Here is a 20,977-nt window from a genome sequence, read left to right on the forward strand (position 1 = left end):
GGATCGATGCATCGCTACCGGACCTCATTCCTCCACCGAGGAAGAAGATCCGGCCGCAGCGCCGAAATTGCTGGAGGACGTGCCGGGTTGCGCCTGAAAGGCTGCGCGAATGACAAAACCTGGTCTTCCGCTGGCCATGAAGCTCGCGCTATAAGGCTCCCCGAAAGGGGAGTCTCATCATGCTCACACTTTACTTCGCACCCGGTACCTGCGCGCTTGCCAGCCTGATTACGCTGGAGGAATCCGGCCTTTCCTTCGATACCAAGAATATCAATACGCGGGAGAACGAGCAGCGCTCGGAAGCCTATCTGAAGATCAATCCGAAAGGTCGCGTTCCGGCTCTCGCCACTGACCGCGGCGTGCTGACGGAGACGCCGGCAATCCTCGCCTACATTGCCCAGATGGCGCCAGCCGCCAGGCTCGCGCCCCTCGACGATCCCTTCGAATTTGCCAGGCTGCAGGCTTTCAATGGATATATCACGTCGACAGTGCATGTGAACCACGCTCATCGCCCGCGCGGCTTCCGCTGGGCTGATGATCAGGCGGCGCTGGAATCCATGAAGGCGAAGGTGCCGCAGAATATGGCCGAAAGCTTCGAACTGATCGAATCGACGATGTTCGAAGGGCCATGGGTATTGGGAGAGGCCTATACGATCGCAGATCCCTATCTTTTCGTCATGACCGGCTGGTTGCCGTCCGATGGCGTCGATCCCGCGCGCTTCCCTAAGGCGCATGAGCACTATGCCCGCATGCTGGAGCGCCCGGCGGTTCAGCGCGCACTTGCACGCGAAAAAGCTTGACTCCGATAGGCTGAAATAAGCTTCTTCGGCGCCCGGTACGTCCAGGCGTCGATCAGCCGTTGCTTGAGTTCGTCGTCGCTGATAGCGGCGATCCGAACCGGCAGATGTGGCCAGCCGACATAATGGTTCGTTTGAAAATAGATGTCGGGCGCCATCGCCAGCAGGTGTTCCTTGTGGTCGATCGGGATCGAGATCACCACGGTTTCGTCGTTCTTGACCGCGACGAAACTTTTACCGCCGACCTTCAACGCCAGGCTGCCGTAGGACGTGCCTTCTTCGATGCCAGGCAGGTTAGCCTCCTTCGCCAGCCGCTTCAACCGCGCCAGAATGCCTTCCACGCTTTCGCTCATGTTGTCCGCCCGATTGTCTCCCGCAAAAAATCTATCACATCTTCGGTTGTACTCTCCAGTTCAGGACTGGCTTTTGTCTCGCCAACCGGCCGTTTGAGCAGACAATTTCAAAGCTCTTCATTTCGGATCGCATGGTTCAGCCTGCAGCACGCTTAACGGGAACATTTTGATTTTTTCGGAGTTGGAGGTCACTCGACGCAGGGGGAAATCATGTCCAAATCACGAATTTTGATGACGCTCGTTGCTGGATCTCTGTCGGCAGGAGGTTGTATCTTTGCGGTTGGAGCCTTTTCCGATCCGCTGCCTCCCGACACGACATATCGGCCGTTGCCGACGATGCCGTTTTCCCAAGCTCGTCAAATCGACGAGGCACAGAAGCCCGAAGTCATGAAGCGCCAGCGCGACCTTCTCGAAAGGCGCTACGACCTTTCCGACAGGCCAATGACAGGCGTGATGATGTCCGGCGGGCTGAAACCGGTACAGGACGGCGTCCGCGTTAAACTCGCCCCTGGTACGAGTTGGACTGACCTCGCGACGATGAAGCCGCTTGAGATCAGGGACAAAAACCTTCTGCCTGAAGGCTTCCTGCCTCTACCTCACGTCAAGCAGGCGACCGGCGGCCAAGTGTTTCCAAACCGGCAGATAGACGAGATCCATGCGCAGGAGATGCGCGATCTTCGGCGGTTCGACGTCGATTTCGATTTGCCCGACAATCTCACGCCGGAATTCCCGCCGCCGATCTTCCTGACGACCCATCCGGAACTCGGTGACGTGTCGCGAGGGCAGCTTCTCACCATCAAAAATTTCTACGAGATCATGAACGGGATCGTGACGCCGGTGCAGATGGAAGGACTGCGCCTGCTGCTGACGCCGTTCCCGCAGGAGGAGTTCAACCAGACGGAAGACCGGAAGGTGGCCGATCAGAGCACCGGTGTCGCCTGTCTTGACTGTCATTCGAATTTTCACACCAACGCTGCCTTTCATCTGACGCCGGATGTAAGGCCGCAGGCGGACCGCTTCCGTCTCGATACCACGAGCATCAGAGGCCTGTTCAACCAGCAGATTCACGGATCGAAGCGCTCCTTGCGGTCCGTCGAAGATTTCAGTGAATTTGAACAGCGGACGGCCTACTTTAACGGCGACCATGTCAGCGCCACTCGCAAAGGCCCCAACCTGCCGGACCGGACGAACCAGGTCGCGATGATGGCGCAGATGCAAAATATTATCGACTTTCCCCCGGCGCCCAAGCTCGACCCGTTCAATCGGCTTGATCCTTCACTTGCCACTCCACAGGAGCTGGCAGGCGAAAAGATCTTTATGGGCAAGGGGCGTTGTTCCGAATGCCACGTGCCGCAGACGGAGTTCATGGACAACAACATGCACGATCTGAAGCTCGAGCGTTTCTATAAGGTCGGCCAAGTCTTCAACGACTTCGTCACACTCCCCGATGGCCCGATCAAGACCTTCACGCTGCGCGGCATCAAAGACTCGCCGCCATACCTGCACGACGGCCGCCTGATGACGCTTGCCGACACCGTCGAGTTCTTCAACCTCGTTCTCGGCACCAAGCTGGAGGAGCAGGAAAAGAAGGACCTCGTCGCTTACATGCTGACGCTATAGGAGAACGCGATGACAATCCGCACGACAATTCTAAGCGCCGCGCTCTGCGTCATGCCGCTCGCCGCCGCGGCGCAAATGGGCAACCCGGCCGGCATGGGCGTCGATACCCGCATGACGAAGCCGGGATTTCCCGCACCGCATCAGACCAACAACCAGGACAGGCTGTTCGCGCAGCTCGCGATAGCCGGCGGCGTCGCTGAAGTCGATTTTGGAAAATTGGCCGGTGAAAAGGCGAAGGCAGACGCCGTACAGCGCTTCGCCGAGATGATGGTCCGGGATCATTCCGATGCCAAGGCCAAGCTGAAGGATTTGGCTGACGCCGCCAAAATCCCTGTGTCCGACCAGCTGGACGCGGAGCACTCAATCCTGCGCGACCGGCTTCAGAAGCTGAATGGCGACGATTTTGACGCCGCCTACGTCAAATCCCAGATCGTCGACCACCAGAAAAACGCGCAACTGCTTTCATGGGAGATCTCCATGGGCGAGGATGCGGACATGCAGCGGCTGGCGGCGGCCCTTCTTCCGAAGGTGCTGGATCACCTCCGGATGGCGCAGGAACTCAACAACGTCCTGACGGGTGCGGCGATTAGACTTCCGCCGCAAGAGATGGCAACAAAGAGCGGGCCATAAGCCGTCAACCGATAGATCCTGAGCATGATTGCGGTTGCGTCGAGCATTTTGGCGCAGGTATCGGCCGCAAAGGCAGGTCCGCAAGCTCCCGCTGCGACATCGTGGTGATATCGGGGTGATCGAGGAGATTTTCATCCTCGTCATATTTGCGTTCGGCGACCCTGCTAGAGGTCGATTGGCTCAAGAAAAACTTCAGTAGCGACATCTTGCTCTCGCTTTCTGAGGGTCGTGTTCGGCTCTGCGGCGCAGAGACATAACTGCACCGGCCCGTTTATAGACTGCTTGCACCGCTCTTGTGATATCAATATTGGCGGCGGCTGGTTGGTTTTCAATTGAGATTACCGATCTCGTGCTATAGAAAAGCTATATGAGAAACCTCAGTTCCGTACATCTCAACGGCCTTCGCGCCGTGGAAGCGGTCGGTCGGCTGGGCTCGCTTCAGGCGGCCGCGGATGAGCTCGGCGTTTCCGTCGGCGCCGTCAGCCAGCAGGTCATAAAGGCTGAAGCCCAACTCGGCCGGTTGCTCTTTGAGCGCACACCGAAGGGCATGCTGGTAACGGAAGCCGGCACGCCTGTTCTTGCCGCGCTGAACGAAGGTTTCGTCAGGCTTTCGGAAGCCGTCGCAATGGCGCAACGAAAGGACGAATGCATCCTCACGATCTCGGTCGCGCCTGTTCTCGCCGCCCGCTGGCTGGTCTGCCGGCTGGACCGTTTCATGGAGCGTCACCCGGAAATCAACCTGCGTCTCGATGCGACCACCAGGCTTGTCAATCTGGCCGCCTCCGATATCGATGTCGCCATCCGCGTCGGCAAGGGTAATTGGTCGGGCGTCAAGGTCGAGCATCTCCTGGAACAGGAGGTGTTTCCGGTCTGCTCTCCCGAAATCGCCGCAAAGCTGAAGGAGCCGGCCGATATCCTGAAGCTCCCGGCCGTCATCGATGCCCATGCCATGTTCACATGGGATGTCTGGATGCAGGCGGCCGGCCTATCCGGTGCCCCGCCCGCTGTACGCCACAGCTTCAATGATGCCTCGCTTTGCCTCGATGCGGCGATAGCCGGGCAGGGCGTGATGCTTGCCTGGCAGACGCTTGCGGGCTTTTCCCTGCAGGAAGGGCGGCTGGTCGCGCCCTTTGGTATCCGTGCGAATACCGGCGACGGCTATTATTTCGTGACCGCGGAAGGCAGCCGGGAGCCGAAGAAAGTGCGCGACTTCAAGGCCTGGATCCGCGAGGAAATGGCCGCAACGGCCGCGATCTTTGGCTGACCATCAGAATTCGATCGGCTCCAGCGAGCGCTTGCGTTGCATTTCCAGGTAGGCAGGGCGCGACTGGCAGCGCTTGATCCAGGCATCGATATTCGGATGTGCCGCAAACAGCTCCGTTTCACTTTGCGCGTAACGCAGCACTTCCGCGATGTTAAGGTCGACGACGGTGAAACGTTCGCCGACGATCCAGTCCTTGCCGTCGAGATGCTTCTCCAGAACCGAAAGCGGGCGCTTCATCGTGCGGGAGGCGACATCGATCACGGCGCGTCCCGCTTCGGTGTTTTCCTTGCCGTCGTCATAGGTCGAAACGATTTTGCCTGTGTTTGAATCGAGCTCGGAAACGGCCCAGATCGTCCACATCGTCATCAAACCGTCTTCCTCGACGGTTTTCCCACCGAGATCGCCGCCATATTTGCGCGCTAGGTAGAGGTTGATCGCCAGCGACTCGTTCATGACGAGGTCGCCATCCTTGATGGCAGGGATCATCGCCATCGGATTGATAGCCAGGAACTCCGGCGAGAGCGTGTTGATGGGTGCGTCCGGAGATAGCGGATTGGCAAGCCGCTTGGCCTGCAGCACCGGCACAGAACGGAATTCGATCCCCAGTTCCTCGACCATCCAGTAAACCCGTGCGGAACGCGAGCGGTAAACTCCGTAGACTGTCAGCATGGCAAGGCCTCCTTCCTCTGAGGACAGACCTACAGCCAGCCTAGCCGCGAGGAAAGCGCCTGCGGATGATATGTCTATCAAAGCTTTTGATAGTGCTCAGGAAGTCCGGTTTCGTTCGATTGTCAGCTGCTTATAGCGGGAACTGTCGGCGGCAAGCTCATCCGAGACCGGCTTATCCCACTCGAAACCCATGACGGCGCCCTTGCCCATCTCCTGGAAGATATTGTCGGTGATGACGGCCGAACCCGCGCCTTCGGCAACGGAGACCGCGCAACCGACCGGCGATTTGCGCACGACATTGCCGCTGACGACGACATTGCGCAGATAAGGCCCCCAGCCGATCTGCAGCCCCCAGCGCGGCGCATCCTCGATAACATTGCCTGACACCAGCGTATCGGCCTCCGCCGCGATACCAATGCCGAAGCCGACCTCATGCTTATAAGGTCCTTTGAGCGTCAGGTTGCGGATGACGTTGCCCGTCACACTTGCCAGCCGCCCGCCCTGGTCGAAATTTGCAATGGAGATGCCGTTTGCTGCCCCGTCGATCATGTTGCCTGACACGACGGCGCCGACGAATTCGAACTCCACATAAATCGCCGTCTCGCCGGAGCGGCGGCACTGGTTGTTGCTGATCAGCACGTTGGAGCCGGAATTGGCACGGATCGCGGTGAAGGCGCAGTCGGAGATCTGATTGTTCGTCACCGTCACCCCGTCGGCGCGGAAGATATTGATGCCGTTGCCGTTCTCGCCAGTGCCGCCATCATTGGCGCGGATATTGGAAACACGGTTGCCGGAAACGATCGTGCCGTCCTCGGCCTTCTTCCAGCGATGCACCAGAATGCCGCCATTGCCACACTCGGAAACCGTGTTGTCCGTGACCGAGAGGCCTGTCGATTCCACGGCATATATGCCGGATTGCTCGGCGCCGAAAATACGACTGCGTTCGATCCGCCCGCCACAACGCTCGAGTTGGAGCGCATGTTTGCGGCTGCCGCCGATCTCGCAATTGTCGATGAGCAACTCGCCGACGCCGGTGAATTGGATGAGGCCGCCGGCATAGTCCGCAAGCCACCGGTTCGATCCGTCGATGACGAGGTTGGAGAGCTCGATGCGGCCGGCATTCTCTGCCGCAAAGAGGTAACCTTCGCCGGTATAAACGATCCGCGTTGCACCGGGCACGCCAATGATGCGCGTATTGTCCGGCAGCGTCAGGTTGGAGATACGGTAGGTTCCTGCCGGCAGGAAGACCGGGACGTTCTCGCGTGCTGCTTTCTCGATCATCTGCTGCAGATTGCGGTTCTTCCTGTCATCGCTTTCAGGACTGGCGCGATACTGTACCGCATCGATCGACCCGCGCAGGTCGGGCTGCTCCGCGGTGAGCGGAGCAGCAAAAGCGCGCGGTGCCGTCATGGCCGCGGTGGAGGCCGCGGCCAGACCAAATATATCCCGCCGGGTGAGCTTGCTGAAATCCCTCTTCATGTCTGATTTCACGCAGGATTTGTGCCATATGAAATGTTTCTTTTCGGCACATGTCCGCAAGAGAAGAATAGGCGTCTGTCGAATAACGGACGCAACCTTTCTAATATTGTCGTCTTGTTCACCTTCCCATTTAAGCAACCCGAAGGAAATGATCGCTATCTTGGAAAGCGGTTTCAATTATGCTTCTGAACAGAGCCTGCGATTGCCGGAGAACAGCGTCATGAATGGATTGGGCGCCCGACGTTGGGAATCTGGTGATACTTTCAGTGCTGAGACACAGCGTATTGTGGCGGCCACCGAAGCGCTGATGGCGGCCACAGCCCATCACCTTTCCGAAGGTATAGAAAACCTCCGTCTCAAGGCGATCGTCCACGAGCTTCCCGACTTTCTCTACGTCAAGGATCGAGACGGTCGCTTCGTCTTCGCCAATGCTGTGACGGCGCGCAGCCACGGACTGGAGAACGCTGCCGAGATCGCCGGCAAGTGCGATTTCGATATGTTCGATTTTGAAACGGCCCGGGGGTTTTTCGATATCGAGCAGGAAATCATGTCGAGCGGCGAGCCCCGCATCGACATGGAAGAACTCGTGCCGCTGCCAGGTGGCGGCACCATCTGTCGTCTGACCTCCAAGATACCGTTGCGCAACGATCACGGCGAGGTGGTCGGCCTGATCGGCGTCTCCCGTGACATCACCGAGCGCAAGCGCCAGGAGGAGCTCCATCGCGGCCAGGCGAACCTGCTGGAAATGATCGCCCGCAATGAACCGCTGCCGATGATACTCGAGGCGCTGGTGCTGATGATCGAACGGCAGATGGCCGGCATTTCCGGCTCCGTGCTGCTACTCGACAGCGAGGGCACGCGGCTCTACCACGGCGCGGCTCCCAATCTGCCTGGCGCCTACAGCCGGATGATCGACGGCGTTGCCATCGGCCCGAAGGTGGGCTCCTGCGGCACGGCAGCCTGGCGCGGCGAGACCATTATCGTCGAGGATGTGATGGCCGATCCGCTCTGGGAGGACTTCCGGGCGATGGTCAGCCAGTTCGGCTTCCGCTCCTGCTGGTCGACGCCGATCTGCACCTCGCAGAAGAATGTGCTTGGAACCTTTGCGCTTTATTCGAAGGAGCCGCGGCGCCCGACTGAACAGGAGATGAAGCTGGTGGCGCTTGCCACCCACATTGCCGGCATCGCCGTCGAACGTAAGCGCGTCGACGACCGCATCCATTTCATGGCCCATCACGACGATCTGACAGGCCTGCCGAACCGCGCTTTCCTGAAGGAGCGCATGGCCAAGATCCTCGACCAGGCCCGCCGCAACAATCGCAAAGTCACCGTCGCCTATATCGATCTCGACAATTTCAAGGAAATCAACGATACGAGCGGCCATGGCGCCGGCGACGAGGTGCTGAAAGAGACGGCTTCCCGCATGGCGAATTGCGTGCGCGCCTCCGATATGGTCGTGCGCCTCGGCGGCGATGAATTCCTCGTCGTGCTCGTCCACCAATCCGGCCACGATGCCGGCATCATGCGGCGCTTGCGGGAGTTGCAGAAGGCGATTTCCAAACCGGTCCGCTCCGAAGTAGGAGAGATCGCCGTCACCGCCAGCATCGGCATCGCGGCTTTCCCCTGGGATGGCGCAACACCGGACGAATTGCTCACCAATGCCGATCGCGCCATGTACCGTGCCAAGCAGCTTGGCCGCAACACGCTGCAATACCACGACGGCGTCGAGAGCCCGGGTGTCGACCTGCCGCTCAGCGAACAGGAGGAATTGCGCCAGGCAATCGTCGCAAACCAGCTTTTCCTGCTTTATCAGCCGCAGGTCGATGTCACGACCGGCCGTGTCACCGGGCTTGAAGCCCTAGTACGCTGGAACCATCCGGCGAAGGGCGTGATATCGCCCGTCAATTTCATTCCGCTTGCCGAAGAAACCGGGCTCATCGTGCCGCTCGGCCTGTGGGTGCTGAACGAGGCTTGCCGGCAGGCCCGCGCTTGGCAGGACATGGGACTGACGCCACTGACAATTGCCGTGAATGTCTCGCCCAAACAGTTTGCCGATCCCGATTTTGCCTCCCACGTTGCCGAGGCTATCGATAGCCATAGGCTGAATGCGCGGTGGCTGGAGCTTGAGGTGACCGAAAGTGTCATCATGCAGGATGCTGCCCGTGCGCTTTCCATGATGCTGTCGCTGCGCGCCCTCGGCGTGCGCCTGTCGATCGATGATTTCGGCTCCGGCTATTCCTCGCTTGCGGCGTTGAAGACTTTTCCCTTCGATCGGTTGAAGATGGATCGTTCTTTGGTCGAGGCGCTGCCTGCCGATAAGACCGCTGTCGCCATTGCCTCGGCCGTCATTTCGCTCGCCCAGACCTTAAAGCTCTCGGTGCTCGCCGAAGGCGTGGAAACCGATGCGCAGCTGGAATTCCTGCGCCATGCGAGATGCGAGGAGGCGCAGGGCTATCGCTTCTCCAAGCCAGTAACACCGGAAGAAATCGTCATTATGCTGCTGGCGCGGGGCGCCTGATTGTTCATCAGGTCGGCGATCGTCCCGATCTCGTTCGTCCATATGCCGCCGGAATAATTGTCCGGCAGCTGTGCGAAGCGCTCGGCATCGTCGATCCCGGTTGAAAAACCGCCACCGTGATAGGGGCCGATGACGAAGACCTGCGTATTTGCGTCCTGCATCCGGTTAAGGAATCGGTCCGGCCAGCCCCATAGCCAGGGCGCGTAGTTGATCGGCACCAGCATCATCACATTCTTGCAATCATTAGGCAGAACGCCCGTCCAGCCGTAACCGATATAGCCGGTGAGGCAGCCCATCAGGCTGGCGCGAGAAGCCGTGCGGATATCAGGCGCCAGTTGCCTGATCCTGTCGATCGGCTCATCGCCGCCATAGACGATCATCTTGGCGCGCCGTTCAGCCGGCAGACCGTTCAGCACGGCGGCGAGTTTTTCGCCCTCCAAGGGGTCGCGGCTTTTGACGTTGATGAGCAGATGTTTGTCCGGAAAGGTGGAAAGCACCTCGTCAAGGGTCGGCATCTGACCGACGCCTTTACCACGGAAGGGGAAACTCCTGCCGCCATCGGCCGTGTAGCCATAACCGATGTCGAGTGTCTTCATCTCGGCCATGGAATGTTCGCGCGTGACGCCATGCCCATCCGTGCGGCAATCGAGGGTCCAGTCGTGGAAGACAGCGAACTGCCCGTCGGTTGTCGGATGCACGTCGATCTCCACCACATCGGCACCTGCATCGAATCCTGCTCGCATGGAGCGGATCGTGTTCTCCAGATAATCATGCTTCGGCGGCAGCATGCGTGCGGCTGTGCAGGTATCGTTCTTCAGATCCGTCTCGTCGAAGCGCTGCGCGATGCCGCGATGGGCCAGCAGCAGCGGCTTGCCCTTGCGGTGGTCGGCTAAAAGGCTGGTATTGTTAAGATGAACTGCGGCAGCAAAGGCGACAACCGCCGCGCCTGCATATTTGAGCTTCCGTCCCATCATCCCCTCCGGCGGTGCCTCGGCAATGACTAGAAAGTGATTCCGGTGGTTGTTTGGCTCATTTCGGGCTTTTACTGGTTAAAGCTCGCCTTAACGTTGCAGAAACCTTACGTTGACCTCCAAAAACAGGGAGATAGCTATGGCGGTGATTGCACTTTTTCATTCGGTCTACGGATTTCGATCCCTTGAGCGTGACGCTGCGGAGCGCCTGCGTGGAGCCGGCCATCAGGTAGTCGCGCCCGATCTCTATGAGGGCAGGGTAGGGCGTACCCTCGAAGAAGGCTTCGCCCTCAAGAGTGAGATCGGCTGGGCCGAACTTTGCAGGCGCGCCGAAAAGGCGGTCGCCGACTTGCCGGCATCGGCCGTCCTCGGCGGCTTCTCCATGGGCGCAGGCGTAGCCGCAAGCCTCTGGCCAGGCCGACCGCAAGCGGCCGGCATTCTCCTGCTGCACGGTATCGCAGAAATTCCTGATAATGTGCGCGAAGGCATTCCCCTTCAGCTCCACCTGGCGGAGCCCGACGAGTTTGCGCCGGCGGACGAGGTGGCTTCGTGGCGTGCGCATGCCGCGAGAGCTGATATCGGCCTGGAGGTCTTCTTCTATCGCGGCGTCGGTCATCTCTATACCGATCCGTCACTGCCTGATTACGACGCCAAGGCGGCGGAAGCCACCTGGAGCCGCGTCGACGCTTTCCTCGCCGCGCTCTGAACAGGTCAGGGACCGTTCACCAGCTTCAGGATGAGCTGCTGGATGTTGCCGCCCTCGCTCATTTCCACGCGGTCGAAATCCCGGCCGCGCTGGCGCTGCTTGTTGGAGAGCTCGCCGAGCCGCACCATCAGTTCAGGCCTGATCTTCTTGCAGCCGGGATCATCAGGCACCGAAAAGCCGTTGCTCAGCGTCTCGATCTCCTTGACCATCTCGATAATCGTCTCGCCATGCCAGCGTTCATGCGTGCGCACGCCGGCAATGAAACTCTCCCAGCTTGCCTTTGTGGCTGTCGGCAGGTCGTTCGGCGCTTTCGGCAGCGTGTAGAAGATGATGAGTTTCGGCTTTGCTGATGTCAGCGTGCAGGCGCTGCCCTGCTGCTCGTATTTGCGCGTCCAGGTCAGCTTGAAGGTCGTGTGCGCGATGACGCGACCTAGCCCGACCTGTGGCCCGCGTTCGCCGATGGACCGGTAGAGCTCCATGCCGGTACGGCCGGTGATCGCGTAAGCCTTCACCTCCTCGCTCGGCTGCCAGTCGGTTGCCGAGGCAGCGGCAGGCAGCATCAGCCCGAGCGCCAATAGTCCAAATTCGAAAACGATCCGCATGCGCCTCTCATTCGCTTCCCTGCTGCAGCGCGAGCAAAGCTAACGGGCGCTGCAGAAGGATGCAATGGACCGATCGGACGACACATCTGGCCCGTAAAATTGGCCCTATCTATCCCTCTGGCGCAAAACGCAATTCCCACTATCTTTTCTGCCATGAGACCTGACGCGTTGCTCTATCCCGCCCCTGAAGGGCTCTATTGCCCGGAAGGCGGCTTCTATGTCGATCCGGTGCGGCCGGTGGAGCGGGCGCTGATCACCCACGGCCATTCCGATCACGCACGTCCAGGCCATGTAAATGTGCTTGCCACCGCCCAGACGCTCGACATCATGCGGATCCGCTACGGCGACGGCTTCTGCGCCAGCGAGCAGCCAGTCGCATTCGGTGAAGAATTGGTGGTCAATGGCGTCAGGGTGAATTTCCATCCCGCCGGCCATGTTCTCGGGTCCGCCCAGATCGCCATCGAGAAAAATGGCACGCGCATTGTTGTTTCGGGCGACTACAAGCGCCGCCCGGACCCGACTTGCGAAGCCTATGTGCCAGTTCCCTGTGATGTCTTCATCACCGAGGCGACCTTCGGCCTGCCGGTCTTCCATCATCCCGACCCGATCGACGAGACCGGCAAGCTGCTCGCCTCGCTGCGGCAGTTTCCCGAACGCACGCATCTGGTCGGCGCCTACGCGCTCGGCAAGGCGCAGCGCGTCATCCGCCTGCTGCGTGACGCCGGATACGGCGAGCCGATCTATATCCACGGCGCCATGGAAAGGCTGTGCGATTATTATATTAGCCAGGGCATCGATCTCGGCGAACTCTTGCCGGCCACTGTCGAAAGCCGCGATAAGTCCATCTTCAAAGGTGCTGTCGTCATTGGCCCTTCCTCTGCTTTCGCCGACCGCTGGGCACGCCGCTTCAACGATCCGCTGCCGTCCTTTGCCTCCGGCTGGATGATGGTGCGCCAGCGCGCCAAACAGCTCGGTGTCGAACTGCCGCTCGTCATATCAGACCACTGCGACTGGCCGGAGCTGATCGAGACCATCACCGAGCTTGCTCCGCAGGAAGTCTGGGTCACCCATGGTCGCGAAGAGGCGCTGGTGCGCTGGTGCGAGCTGCAAGGCATCAAGGCGAAGCCCCTGCACCTGGTCGGCTACGAGGATGAGGGGGATTGAGGATGGCGTTTGTGGCTGAAAACCCCTCCCCAACCCCTCCGCGCAAGGGGGAGGGGCTACAACGCGGCTCCCTCGCAATCCTACGCTACGTTTTTGCATACGGGACGGTTGGGGGTGAAATGCTGATGGCGCGGCAGGCTAGCCCCCCCTTGTGGGGAGGGGTTGGTGCGGGGACTTCCTTCCCACGAGGAGGCTCGACATGAAAGCCTTCGCCGACCTCCTCGACCGCCTGGTTCTCACCCCCAGCCGCAACGGTAAGCTCAAACTGCTGACCGACTATTTCCGCGACACACCGGACCCCGACCGCGGTTACGGCCTTGCCGCCATCGCCGGCACGCTCGAAGTGCGTGACGTCAAGCCCGCAATGTTGCGCGATCTGGTGCTGGAGCGCATGGACGAGGTGCTCTTCCGCTATTCCTATGATTATGTCGGCGATCTCGCCGAAACCATCTCACTGGTCTGGGACAACGAGCGCGATATCGACCGCTCGGCACTCGCCCAGCCGCGCCTCGGCGAAGTGGTGATTAAAATGAATTCGCTCGGCCGCACGGAGGTACGAAGCTTCGTGCGCGACCTGCTCGATCGCTTGGATTCATCCGGCCGTTTCGCCTTCATCAAGCTCGCGACTGGAGCGCTGCGCATTGGCGTTTCCGCCCGCCTTGCCAAACAGGCGCTCGCCGACCTCGGCGGCAAGGATGTCACCGAGATCGAGACCCTCTGGCATGGCCTGCAGCCGCCTTATGAATCACTCTTCAAATGGCTGGAGGGTGGAGAGGAAAAGCCGGTGCTCGCTTCGCCCGCCATCTTCCATTCCGTCATGCTCGCCAATCCGGTAGAGGAGGGCGATTTGGGTGCCCTCGACCCTGCCGACTACGCCGCCGAGTGGAAATGGGACGGCATCCGCGTCCAGCTGTCGCGCGCCGGAGAGACACGAAAGATTTATTCCCGTTCCGGCGACGATATCTCCGGCGCCTTCCCTGATATTCTGGAATCGATCAGCTTTTCCGGGGTCATCGACGGCGAACTTCTGGTCGGCGGCACGGCGCGCTCCAATAGTCCGACCCGCACCTTTTCCGATCTGCAGCAGCGCCTGAACCGAAAGACGGTGACGGCAAAGATGCTGGACGAATATCCAGCCTTCATCCGCGCCTATGACATGCTCTTCGACGGCGACGAAGATGTGCGCGGCAGGAACTATATCGAGCGCCGCGACCGTCTCTCTGAAATCATCGAGCGCGCGCCCCACGATCGCTTCGATCTTTCACCGCTCGTACCTTTCTCGACCTGGGAGGAGCTCGACGATCTGCGCGCCGCCCCGCCCGATCCTGTCATCGAAGGCGTAATGATCAAGCGGCGCGACAGCATCTATCAGGCCGGCCGTATGAAGGGGCCGTGGTTCAAGTGGAAGCGCAACCCTTACAATGTCGATGCCGTGCTGATGTATGCTCAGCGCGGTCACGGCAAGCGCTCCAGCTATTATTCGGATTTCACCTTCGGTGTCTGGGCGGAAGGCGAGGACGGCGAACAGCTCGTTCCCGTCGGCAAGGCCTATTTCGGCTTCACCGATGCCGAGCTCGAAGTGCTGGACAAATTCGTGCGCAACAATACGACGGAGCGCTTCGGCCCGGTGAGGGCAGTGCGGGCGGATAAGGATTTCGGCTTCGTGGTGGAAGTCGCCTTCGAGGGAATCAATCGCTCGACTCGCCACAAGTCGGGCGTTGCCATGCGCTTCCCGCGTATCGCAAGATTGCGTCCGGACAAGCCCTCCTACGAGGCCGATCGGCTGCGCACGCTTATCGCTATGATCGATGCCAAGGCAGAATGATGATATTTGCCTGTGCAAAATGACGCATCCCCAGATTTTCAACAGCATGTGTATTGGCGGCAGCGCGCTTGCAGTGCAGATTTTTTGAGCCGGAAAATGATGGGTGCTGCATATGAGCTCGCAAGAACGAAACGCTTTTTTTCGCCAGCGCCGCGGCCTGCTTGGAGGCATTGCCGGTTCGCTATTGTTGCCGCGCCTCGCGAACGCCTTCGATGTTCCCGACGTCCCAAGGCTCGCCAAGCATGATTATGCCGGCGTTCGCCACCACTTCCGAACCAAGCTGCTGCAAAAGGGACCGGCCCCGGACAAATTCGAGCCGCTCGATCCTCCTGCAGATGCCGACAGGATCTTCTACCGCTCCGGCTACGGCGGCGAATTGGAACTGACCGCCTGGGTTTCGAAGTACAAGCGGGAACGAAAGCCTAAGCCCGCCATTCTCTTCCTCCATGGCGGCAATGCCATGGGCATGGGTCATTGGCAGCTCATGAAGCCCTATGTCGATGCCGGCTATGTCGTGATGATGCCGTCGGTGCGCGGCGAAAACGGCCAGATGGGCAATTTTTCCGGCTTCTATGACGAAGTGGACGACGTGCTTGCCGCAACCGAGCGCCTGCGCCACTTGCCGGGCATCGACCCCGAGCGGCTGTTCATCGCCGGTCACAGCATCGGCGGCACGCTGACCATGCTGACGGCCATGAGCGCGCGTCATTTCCGCGCCGCGGTGCCGATCTCAGGCAGTGCGGATGCCTTCCGTTTCTTCAACCGCTATCCGGAAGACATCCGCTTCGACGATTCGAACGCCCATGAGTTCGAAGTACGCACCGCACTTTGTTACGCCCACAGTTTTAAATGCCCGGTGCGCGTGCTGCACGGCACAGAGGAAGCGCATTTTAACGACCGGGCCGATTTGCTGGTTTCGCGCGCCCGTGCGGCCGGCACGCATATCGAAGCCGATACGGTTGACGGCAACCACACTTCAGCGCTGCCGGGCGAGATCGAACAGAGCATGCACTTCTTCCGGAGTATCGCAGCCTGACAGCTGCCGAATGCGGATCTTAGCAAGGGCCTGCATCCGCGCTATTGGGGTCATTTGACCTCCGTCACCAGCCTCGCGCCAGCCGCGTGTGTCATCCTGTGGACAGCTAATGCCGTTCGACGATCGCTGATGAGGGTGGTTTCATGAATTTTCTGCACCGGGCTTTGCCCTTTGCCGGGCTCGCGGCTGCTGCAATGACGCTCAGCAGCTGCAATATCCTCGTTCCGGATGTCGCAGCTGATTCTCCGGCGCGCTTCGTGCTGGAAACTTCGCCGGTCTTCTACGAGCCGCCGGGTGTCGACCCGCGTCGCGTCAAGCCGATCCCCGATCAGCCGGTGCCTCAGACGCGCGAACTCTACAAGACACAGTTCCACCAGACTTACGGTCTGCCGGTCAGCAATCCGCTGCGCCTCGATATGGACAGGTACGGCCAGGTCAAGGATGGCGACTTTACGCTGCCGGCGATCCCCGCCAGCCGGATCCAGCCGCAATATCTGCGTCAGGAGGTCGATTATCAGACCAATGAGCGTCCCGGCACTGTTGTCGTCGATACCAAGGACCGCTTCCTCTATTTCGTCGAAGGCAATGGCAGGGCGATGCGCTATGGCGTCGGCCTCGGCCGCGAAGGTTACGCCTGGAAGGGCCGTGGCGTCATTCAGTGGAAGCAGAAGTGGCCACGCTGGACGCCGCCCGCCGAAATGGTGTCGCGCCAGCCGGAAGTCCGGTCTTTTTCTGCGGAAAACGGCGGCATGAATCCCGGCCTCCAGAATCCGCTCGGTGCTCGCGCCATGTATATTTTCAAGAACGGTCAGGACACGCTCTATCGCATCCACGGTACGCCCGACTGGCAGTCCGTCGGCAAGCCTGTCTCTTCCGGCTGTGTCCGAATGCTCAATCAGGATGTGATCGATCTCTATGACCGCGTACCTGCCAAGTCCGAGATCGTTGTGATGTAGGGCTGCAACAGGACTGGCGAGATCGTCTTCCCTGAGCCGGACACGTCTGCGTGATGCTATGGTTTATTCAGCATAAGCCGATAGATTTTTCCTGCTGCATGATTCCTTAAACCGGAATCGCTTTGAGGATAAAATTATGCAGCAATTTAAAGTGCTATAGCGTCTTTTGCGCGTTTGAAGACGCGCGGCGCTGTTGTCGATATCGGCATTGGACGAATCGGGGGCAAGCTGCGTTTATGGCGAGCCCCGCATCACGAAGGAAATCAGTACCGCGTCATGAGCCTCGATACATCCCTCTCCCGTCGTCGCTTTCTTTCCTTTACCGCTCTGACAGCGGCTTCCGCGCTGGCAGGCTGTGCCTCTACTTCGAATACGGTCGAAAATGGCAGCATGTCGATCAGCTACCGTTCGCCTTTCCGCCCGTTCCAAACGACGAGCGTGCCCAGCGAAGCAGAACTTGCCGTCATGTACGGCCCGATTGAAGATGGCGGTTTCCTCATCCCCGCCGTTCCCTATCAGCAGATCGATCCGCGCTACTATCGCCAGCAGGTCGTAGACCCGACGGGCGAGCCGCCCGGCACCATCGTCGTCGATACGCCCTCGCGCTTCCTCTATCTCGTCGAGCCTGGTGGCATGGCGATGCGCTACGGCGTCGGCATTGGCCGCGAAGGTTTCGCATGGTCGGGCAGCGGCGTCATCCAGTGGAAGCAGAAATGGCCGCGCTGGAAGCCGCCGAACGAGATGGTCGCCCGTCAGCCGGAGCTCGCGAAATATTCGATCGATCGCGGCGGCATGGAGCCCGGCCTCTTGAACCCGCTCGGTGCGCGCGCGCTCTACATCTTCTCGAATGGCGAAGACACGCTCTATCGCCTGCACGGTAATCCTGAATGGCGCTCCATTGGCAAGGCAGTTTCGTCGGGCTGCGTGCGCCTGCTCAACCAGGACATCATCGACCTCTACGATCGCGTTCCGAACAAGACACCCATCGTTGTTTGGCAGTGAGGAACGGTCGGGCGAAGCCCGAGCAATCGATCCAGCGAATCGATTGCAGTGACGAACGCCCTGAGCCCAAGCGAAGGGCTGGAGAGGTGCCGCGTAGCGGCAACAATCGATCCAATGAATCGATTGTAACGACGAGCGCCCGAAGCGCAAGCGCAGGGCCGGAGTGATGCCTAACCCGAGAAACAAGCCGCCCGGAATGGGCGGTTTGTTTTTGTCGATCTACGCTCTGCATTCGACGTCATCCTCGGCCTCGTGCCGAGGATCTAACCAGGGCAGTGCTCGGGACAGGCCCGAGCATGACGAGAGTCTCTGGCCAGCATGGTCCACCCTCAACCACCGCCAACATACTGGCTCTCCTCAAGCCGCCTCGGCGCGAATCCCAGCCTTGCACCCGGAAGCAAGCAGCGCCGCGTCCGCCACTTCTATAAACAACCGCCGAAACCACGACGCCCGCTCGTCCGCCCTGTCCACCCGCCGATACAACATCGACACCGGATCGGCCGGCAGTTCGATCGGCGGCATCGAGACCTCAAGATTGTGGAGCTGCGCCATGCAGCGTCCTAGCGATTCCGGTACGATGGCAATCGACGGCATGGCTCTCAGCGCCGGCGGCACCGCCGAATAGCGGGGCACCGTTGCCACCACGTTACGGCTTAAGCCCACCTTGTCGAGCGCAGCATCGACCGCCGTCGTCGCACTACTGACAAAGGAGATGGCGATATGCGGTGCGGCGATAAAATCCTCGACGCTGATCGGCGGCTTCAGCTTCAATTGCTGCGGGTCATAAATGGCGATCGAGCACTGCTCGAACAGCGGCATGCGGATATGCCAGGAGGCCGGTTCGCCATGAACGGAGATGTTGAATTCGAAAGCACCGTCATCGAGCATCTGCGCCGCATCGCGCTTGTCGGCAGCAATGCCGACGAGCCGCGCGCCCGGCGCAAGCTGGCGCAGCCGTGCAATCAGAGGGCCGAAGAAGGCGGTTTCCAGGTTGTCGCACATGCCGACACGGAATTCGCCTTGCCAGGTCGAGGGATCGAAGCCTCTGGGCGGGCGGATCGCCCGTTCGATGCCTGATAGCGCATCCTCGATCGCCGGTGCGATGGCGAGCGCCCGCGCCGTTGGCTGCAGGCCGCGGCCGACGCGCACGAACAGCTCATCGTCGAGCGCCTCGCGCAGCCGCTTGAGCGCGGCTGAAAGGCCGGGCTGGCCGAGCAGCAGTCTTTCGGCCGCGCGGCTGACGTTACGCTCCTGCATCAGCACCGAAAAGGCGAGCAGGAGGTTCAGATCGATTTTGCGAAGGACGGCATCATTCATCATTATGAGTAATACCTGACATGGCTACTATCAATTTGCAATAGGGTTTGAAGCTGTACATTTTCTCGTTCCTGCCGTCAGCCAGCCTCCCGGCGAAGGCGGCAGCAAAGAAGGAACTGAGATCGATGACCAATTCCCCATCTCCACGCGGAGCCGGCCTGGCGTTGCTGCTGCTCTGCGCTGCGAACTTCCTTGACGCCATGGATGTTTCCACCATCGGGGTCGCGCTCCCTGCGATCCAGACCGAACTTGGTATGCCGGCAACCTCGCTTCAATGGGCCGTCAGCGCCTATGTGCTGGGCTATGGCGGCTTCCTGCTGCTCGGCGGCCGTGTCGCCGACCTCTTCGGCCACCGGCGCGTCTTCCTCTGGTCGCTCGGCATCTTTGCGGCCGCCAGCATTGCCGGCGGTTTCGTCGATAGCGGCCCGACGCTGATCGCCGCCCGTCTGGTGAAGGGTATTGCTGCCGCCTTCACCGCACCGGCCGCACTCGCCCTGCTGCTCTCCGTCTTCGGCGAGGGCGAGAAAAGGGCCAAGGCGCTCGGTGTCTTCGCCTCGACGGGTGCCACCGGCTTCGTGCTCGGCATGGTGCTCGGCGGTGCGGCCACTATCTTCAGCTGGCGGGCGACCCTCGTCATGGGCGCGCCGGTCGCAATCCTCACCCTCGCCATCGCTCCCTTCGTCCTGCCTGCGGACGAACGTCGCAGCGAGGGACGCAAGCACTTCGACTGGGCCGGCGCGCTCACAATCACGCCTGGCCTGTTGCTCTTCGTCTTCGGCATCACCAATGCCGCGGCGGCCGGCTGGCATGACTTTTTCACCTGGGGTTCGCTCGTCGCCTCCGTGGTGCTGATCGCACTCTTCCTGATCGTGGAATCCCGCCATGCCGATCCCATGGTGCCGCTGCATATCTTTCGCAGGGCAAAGCTCAGTCATGCCAATGCGATTGCCGCGCTGTTCCAGGGGGCCTATGTCGGCTTCCAGTTCATCGCGACGCTTTACTATCAGGACGTTATCGGCTGGTCGGCCTTCGCCACCGGCTTCTGCTTCGCCTTCGGCGGCGTCTGCGTCATGTTCCTTGCACCGCGTTTTGCCACTGTGGCGCAGAACCGCGGCACGACGGGCCTCATGGCGGTTGGTGTCGGGCTGCAGGCGACGAGCTATATCCTCTGGGTTGCTCTTGTCGGCCATATCGATCCGATCGTCCTGGTTGCTCTCAACCAGATTCCGCTTGGCGTCGGCTATGCCATGACCTATCCGGCAATCCAGGTTGCCGCGCTCTCCGATGTCGAAGAAGACAAGTCTGGCCTTGCCTCCGGCCTGCTCTTCGCCTCCTTCCAGATCGGTGGCGGCATCGTGCTTGCGGCCGCTTCCGCGATCTTCGCTGCAGCCCCGCAGTTCGGCTGGGATCCCTATGTCGGCGGTATCGTCTTCGTGGCGCTTCTGGCGATCCTGATCACCTTGCTTGCCGCTGTCGGCCCGAAGAGCGTAACGCTTCGCCCGCAGGCCTATCAGGCGGCGGAATAATGCAAATTGCCCGCGCCGGGTGGCGCGGGCCTCCTCTTTGAATCACTGCTCAGTCTCGGCCTATATGCTTGCGTTCAGATTTCCCCTGAGCCGGGTCAGCATGTCGCGCATCGCGGCCATTTCTTCCAGCGTACAGCCGATTGCCTCTCCGATCGAAGACATGATCGTATTGACCTCGCCTTTCATCGCCTGACCTTTCGGCGTCAATGACACGATGACTTGCCGCTCGTCGCGGGAATCGCGGGTGCGCTTGATGAGGCCGCTCTGCTCCAGCCGCTTGAGGAGAGGCGAAAGAGTGCCGGAATCGAGATCGAGCTGCTCGCCGATCGTCTTGACCGGCAGTTCGGCTTTTTCCCAAAGCACCAGCATGACGATATACTGCGGATAAGTGAGGCCCACCTTGTCGAGTATGGGCTTATAGGCGCGGGTAAAGGCATGCGCCGTCGCGTAAACCGCGAAGCAGAGCTGCTTCTCCAGCCGCTTTTCCTCTTCCGGTATCTCCATCACTTTCGCCGTTCTCGCTTTCATCGCTGCCATCCCTA

Annotated in this window: 18 protein-coding genes and 1 pseudogene; 12 read left to right on the top strand and 7 right to left on the bottom strand. The window is 60.3% G+C overall.

All coding sequences use genetic code 11. The features are described 5' to 3' along the window. Nucleotides 1–179 precede the first annotated feature (179 nt). Complete coding sequence (locus tag FHX15_RS23730) at nucleotides 180–800, top strand: glutathione S-transferase family protein (RefSeq protein ID WP_184400819.1); 621 nt, start codon at nucleotides 180–182, stop codon at nucleotides 798–800. Here the strand turns inward: FHX15_RS23730 and FHX15_RS23735 are convergent. Next, nucleotides 770–1,150 (bottom strand): MmcQ/YjbR family DNA-binding protein, encoded by a 381-nt coding sequence (locus FHX15_RS23735; protein ID WP_184400820.1) that lies wholly within the window; start codon nucleotides 1,148–1,150, stop codon nucleotides 770–772. The two genes, FHX15_RS23730 and FHX15_RS23735, sit on opposite strands and share 31 nt — an antisense overlap. Nucleotides 1,151–1,381: 231 nt before the next feature. Here FHX15_RS23735 and FHX15_RS23740 point away from each other — a divergent pair, with 231 nt between their 5' ends. The 3 genes from FHX15_RS23740 to FHX15_RS23750 all read left to right on the top strand — a co-directional run bounded on the left by FHX15_RS23740 (nucleotide 1,382) and on the right by FHX15_RS23750 (nucleotide 4,664). Beyond that, a complete protein-coding gene (locus tag FHX15_RS23740) occupies nucleotides 1,382–2,770 on the top strand; it encodes a cytochrome B6 (protein WP_184400900.1) in 1,389 nt (462 codons plus the stop codon). A gap of 51 nt (nucleotides 2,771–2,821) precedes the next feature. Further along, nucleotides 2,822–3,400 (top strand): DUF4142 domain-containing protein, encoded by a 579-nt coding sequence (locus FHX15_RS23745; protein ID WP_246779048.1) that lies wholly within the window; start codon nucleotides 2,822–2,824, stop codon nucleotides 3,398–3,400. Between the two features lie 367 nt (nucleotides 3,401–3,767). Continuing rightward, a complete protein-coding gene (locus FHX15_RS23750; RefSeq protein ID WP_184400822.1) occupies nucleotides 3,768–4,664 on the top strand; it encodes a LysR substrate-binding domain-containing protein in 897 nt (298 codons plus the stop codon). A 3-nt stretch (nucleotides 4,665–4,667) separates the two neighbouring features. On the opposite strand, the gene FHX15_RS23755 is transcribed toward FHX15_RS23750, so the two are convergent. Further along, nucleotides 4,668–5,333, bottom strand: coding sequence for a glutathione S-transferase family protein (locus tag FHX15_RS23755; protein ID WP_184400823.1), 666 nt, complete (start codon nucleotides 5,331–5,333; stop codon nucleotides 4,668–4,670). Between the two features lie 96 nt (nucleotides 5,334–5,429). Further along, complete coding sequence (locus tag FHX15_RS23760; RefSeq protein WP_184400824.1) at nucleotides 5,430–6,812, bottom strand: TIGR03808 family TAT-translocated repetitive protein; 1,383 nt, start codon at nucleotides 6,810–6,812, stop codon at nucleotides 5,430–5,432. 220 nt (nucleotides 6,813–7,032) lie between these two features. Here FHX15_RS23760 and FHX15_RS23765 point away from each other — a divergent pair, with 220 nt between their 5' ends. Next, nucleotides 7,033–9,330, top strand: a complete 2,298-nt coding sequence (locus tag FHX15_RS23765) for a bifunctional diguanylate cyclase/phosphodiesterase (RefSeq protein WP_184400825.1) — start codon at nucleotides 7,033–7,035, stop codon at nucleotides 9,328–9,330. 8 nt (nucleotides 9,331–9,338) lie between these two features. Here FHX15_RS23765 and FHX15_RS23770 read toward each other — a convergent pair. Further along, a pseudogene (locus tag FHX15_RS23770) lies at nucleotides 9,339–10,301 on the bottom strand (glycerophosphodiester phosphodiesterase family protein); the annotation flags it as partial. A 133-nt stretch (nucleotides 10,302–10,434) separates the two neighbouring features. Here FHX15_RS23770 and FHX15_RS23775 point away from each other — a divergent pair. Next, nucleotides 10,435–11,007 (top strand): dienelactone hydrolase family protein, encoded by a 573-nt coding sequence (locus tag FHX15_RS23775; RefSeq protein WP_409527030.1) that lies wholly within the window; start codon nucleotides 10,435–10,437, stop codon nucleotides 11,005–11,007. Between the two features lie 5 nt (nucleotides 11,008–11,012). Here FHX15_RS23775 and FHX15_RS23780 read toward each other — a convergent pair whose 3' ends face one another. Further along, nucleotides 11,013–11,609, bottom strand: coding sequence for a DUF922 domain-containing Zn-dependent protease (locus FHX15_RS23780; protein WP_184400827.1), 597 nt, complete (start codon nucleotides 11,607–11,609; stop codon nucleotides 11,013–11,015). A gap of 153 nt (nucleotides 11,610–11,762) precedes the next feature. Here FHX15_RS23780 and FHX15_RS23785 point away from each other — a divergent pair, with 153 nt between their 5' ends. From FHX15_RS23785 to FHX15_RS23805, 5 genes are all read left to right on the top strand, one after another. Beyond that, the gene (locus tag FHX15_RS23785; protein ID WP_184400828.1) at nucleotides 11,763–12,773 is read left to right on the top strand and encodes a ligase-associated DNA damage response exonuclease; all 1,011 of its coding nucleotides are present in this window, start codon (nucleotides 11,763–11,765) and stop codon (nucleotides 12,771–12,773) included. Between the two features lie 199 nt (nucleotides 12,774–12,972). Next, the gene (locus FHX15_RS23790) at nucleotides 12,973–14,598 is read left to right on the top strand and encodes a cisplatin damage response ATP-dependent DNA ligase (protein WP_184400829.1); all 1,626 of its coding nucleotides are present in this window, start codon (nucleotides 12,973–12,975) and stop codon (nucleotides 14,596–14,598) included. Between the two features lie 112 nt (nucleotides 14,599–14,710). Further along, nucleotides 14,711–15,634, top strand: a complete 924-nt coding sequence (locus FHX15_RS23795) for a S9 family peptidase (RefSeq protein WP_184400830.1) — start codon at nucleotides 14,711–14,713, stop codon at nucleotides 15,632–15,634. 143 nt (nucleotides 15,635–15,777) lie between these two features. Beyond that, on the top strand, nucleotides 15,778–16,590 hold the full coding sequence (locus FHX15_RS23800) for a L,D-transpeptidase (protein WP_184400831.1): 813 nt from the start codon (nucleotides 15,778–15,780) through the stop codon (nucleotides 16,588–16,590). 276 nt (nucleotides 16,591–16,866) lie between these two features. Then, nucleotides 16,867–17,592, top strand: coding sequence for a L,D-transpeptidase (locus tag FHX15_RS23805; RefSeq protein WP_184400832.1), 726 nt, complete (start codon nucleotides 16,867–16,869; stop codon nucleotides 17,590–17,592). A 357-nt stretch (nucleotides 17,593–17,949) separates the two neighbouring features. Here the strand turns inward: FHX15_RS23805 and FHX15_RS23810 are convergent, their stop codons facing one another. Next, on the bottom strand, nucleotides 17,950–18,912 hold the full coding sequence (locus tag FHX15_RS23810; RefSeq protein WP_184400833.1) for a LysR substrate-binding domain-containing protein: 963 nt from the start codon (nucleotides 18,910–18,912) through the stop codon (nucleotides 17,950–17,952). 122 nt (nucleotides 18,913–19,034) lie between these two features. Here FHX15_RS23810 and FHX15_RS23815 point away from each other — a divergent pair, with 122 nt between their 5' ends. Beyond that, nucleotides 19,035–20,435 carry an MFS transporter gene (locus FHX15_RS23815; protein WP_184400834.1) on the top strand — a complete coding sequence of 467 codons (1,401 nt, stop codon included), beginning with the start codon at nucleotides 19,035–19,037 and terminating at the stop codon, nucleotides 20,433–20,435. A gap of 60 nt (nucleotides 20,436–20,495) precedes the next feature. Here the strand turns inward: FHX15_RS23815 and FHX15_RS23820 are convergent, their stop codons facing one another. Beyond that, the gene (locus FHX15_RS23820; protein ID WP_184400835.1) at nucleotides 20,496–20,972 is read right to left on the bottom strand and encodes a MarR family winged helix-turn-helix transcriptional regulator; all 477 of its coding nucleotides are present in this window, start codon (nucleotides 20,970–20,972) and stop codon (nucleotides 20,496–20,498) included. Between the last annotated feature and the right edge of the window lie 5 nt (nucleotides 20,973–20,977).

The organism is Rhizobium sp. BK650, from assembly GCF_014195325.1.
GTDB lineage: Bacteria > Pseudomonadota > Alphaproteobacteria > Rhizobiales > Rhizobiaceae > Rhizobium.

Excerpts from the sequence above, each read along its gene's own strand:
- FHX15_RS23785 (WP_184400828.1), top strand. The coding sequence starts at position 11,763 with ATGAGACCTGACGCGTTGCTCTATCCCGCCCCTGAAGGGCTCTATTGC.
- FHX15_RS23805 (WP_184400832.1), top strand. The coding sequence starts at position 16,867 with ATGAGCCTCGATACATCCCTCTCCCGTCGTCGCTTTCTTTCCTTTACC.
- FHX15_RS23735 (WP_184400820.1), bottom strand. The coding sequence starts at position 1,150 with ATGAGCGAAAGCGTGGAAGGCATTCTGGCGCGGTTGAAGCGGCTGGCG.
- FHX15_RS23740 (WP_184400900.1), top strand. The coding sequence starts at position 1,382 with ATGACGCTCGTTGCTGGATCTCTGTCGGCAGGAGGTTGTATCTTTGCG.
- FHX15_RS23750 (WP_184400822.1), top strand. The coding sequence starts at position 3,768 with ATGAGAAACCTCAGTTCCGTACATCTCAACGGCCTTCGCGCCGTGGAA.
- FHX15_RS23795 (WP_184400830.1), top strand. The coding sequence starts at position 14,711 with ATGAGCTCGCAAGAACGAAACGCTTTTTTTCGCCAGCGCCGCGGCCTG.
- FHX15_RS23765 (WP_184400825.1), top strand. The coding sequence starts at position 7,033 with ATGAATGGATTGGGCGCCCGACGTTGGGAATCTGGTGATACTTTCAGT.
- FHX15_RS23745 (WP_246779048.1), top strand. The coding sequence starts at position 2,822 with ATGCCGCTCGCCGCCGCGGCGCAAATGGGCAACCCGGCCGGCATGGGC.
- FHX15_RS23810 (WP_184400833.1), bottom strand. The coding sequence starts at position 18,912 with ATGATGAATGATGCCGTCCTTCGCAAAATCGATCTGAACCTCCTGCTC.
- FHX15_RS23730 (WP_184400819.1), top strand. The coding sequence starts at position 180 with ATGCTCACACTTTACTTCGCACCCGGTACCTGCGCGCTTGCCAGCCTG.
- FHX15_RS23760 (WP_184400824.1), bottom strand. The coding sequence starts at position 6,812 with ATGAAGAGGGATTTCAGCAAGCTCACCCGGCGGGATATATTTGGTCTG.
- FHX15_RS23790 (WP_184400829.1), top strand. The coding sequence starts at position 12,973 with ATGAAAGCCTTCGCCGACCTCCTCGACCGCCTGGTTCTCACCCCCAGC.
- FHX15_RS23800 (WP_184400831.1), top strand. The coding sequence starts at position 15,778 with ATGAATTTTCTGCACCGGGCTTTGCCCTTTGCCGGGCTCGCGGCTGCT.
- FHX15_RS23815 (WP_184400834.1), top strand. The coding sequence starts at position 19,035 with ATGACCAATTCCCCATCTCCACGCGGAGCCGGCCTGGCGTTGCTGCTG.
- FHX15_RS23820 (WP_184400835.1), bottom strand. The coding sequence starts at position 20,972 with ATGGCAGCGATGAAAGCGAGAACGGCGAAAGTGATGGAGATACCGGAA.
- FHX15_RS23780 (WP_184400827.1), bottom strand. The coding sequence starts at position 11,609 with ATGCGGATCGTTTTCGAATTTGGACTATTGGCGCTCGGGCTGATGCTG.
- FHX15_RS23755 (WP_184400823.1), bottom strand. The coding sequence starts at position 5,333 with ATGCTGACAGTCTACGGAGTTTACCGCTCGCGTTCCGCACGGGTTTAC.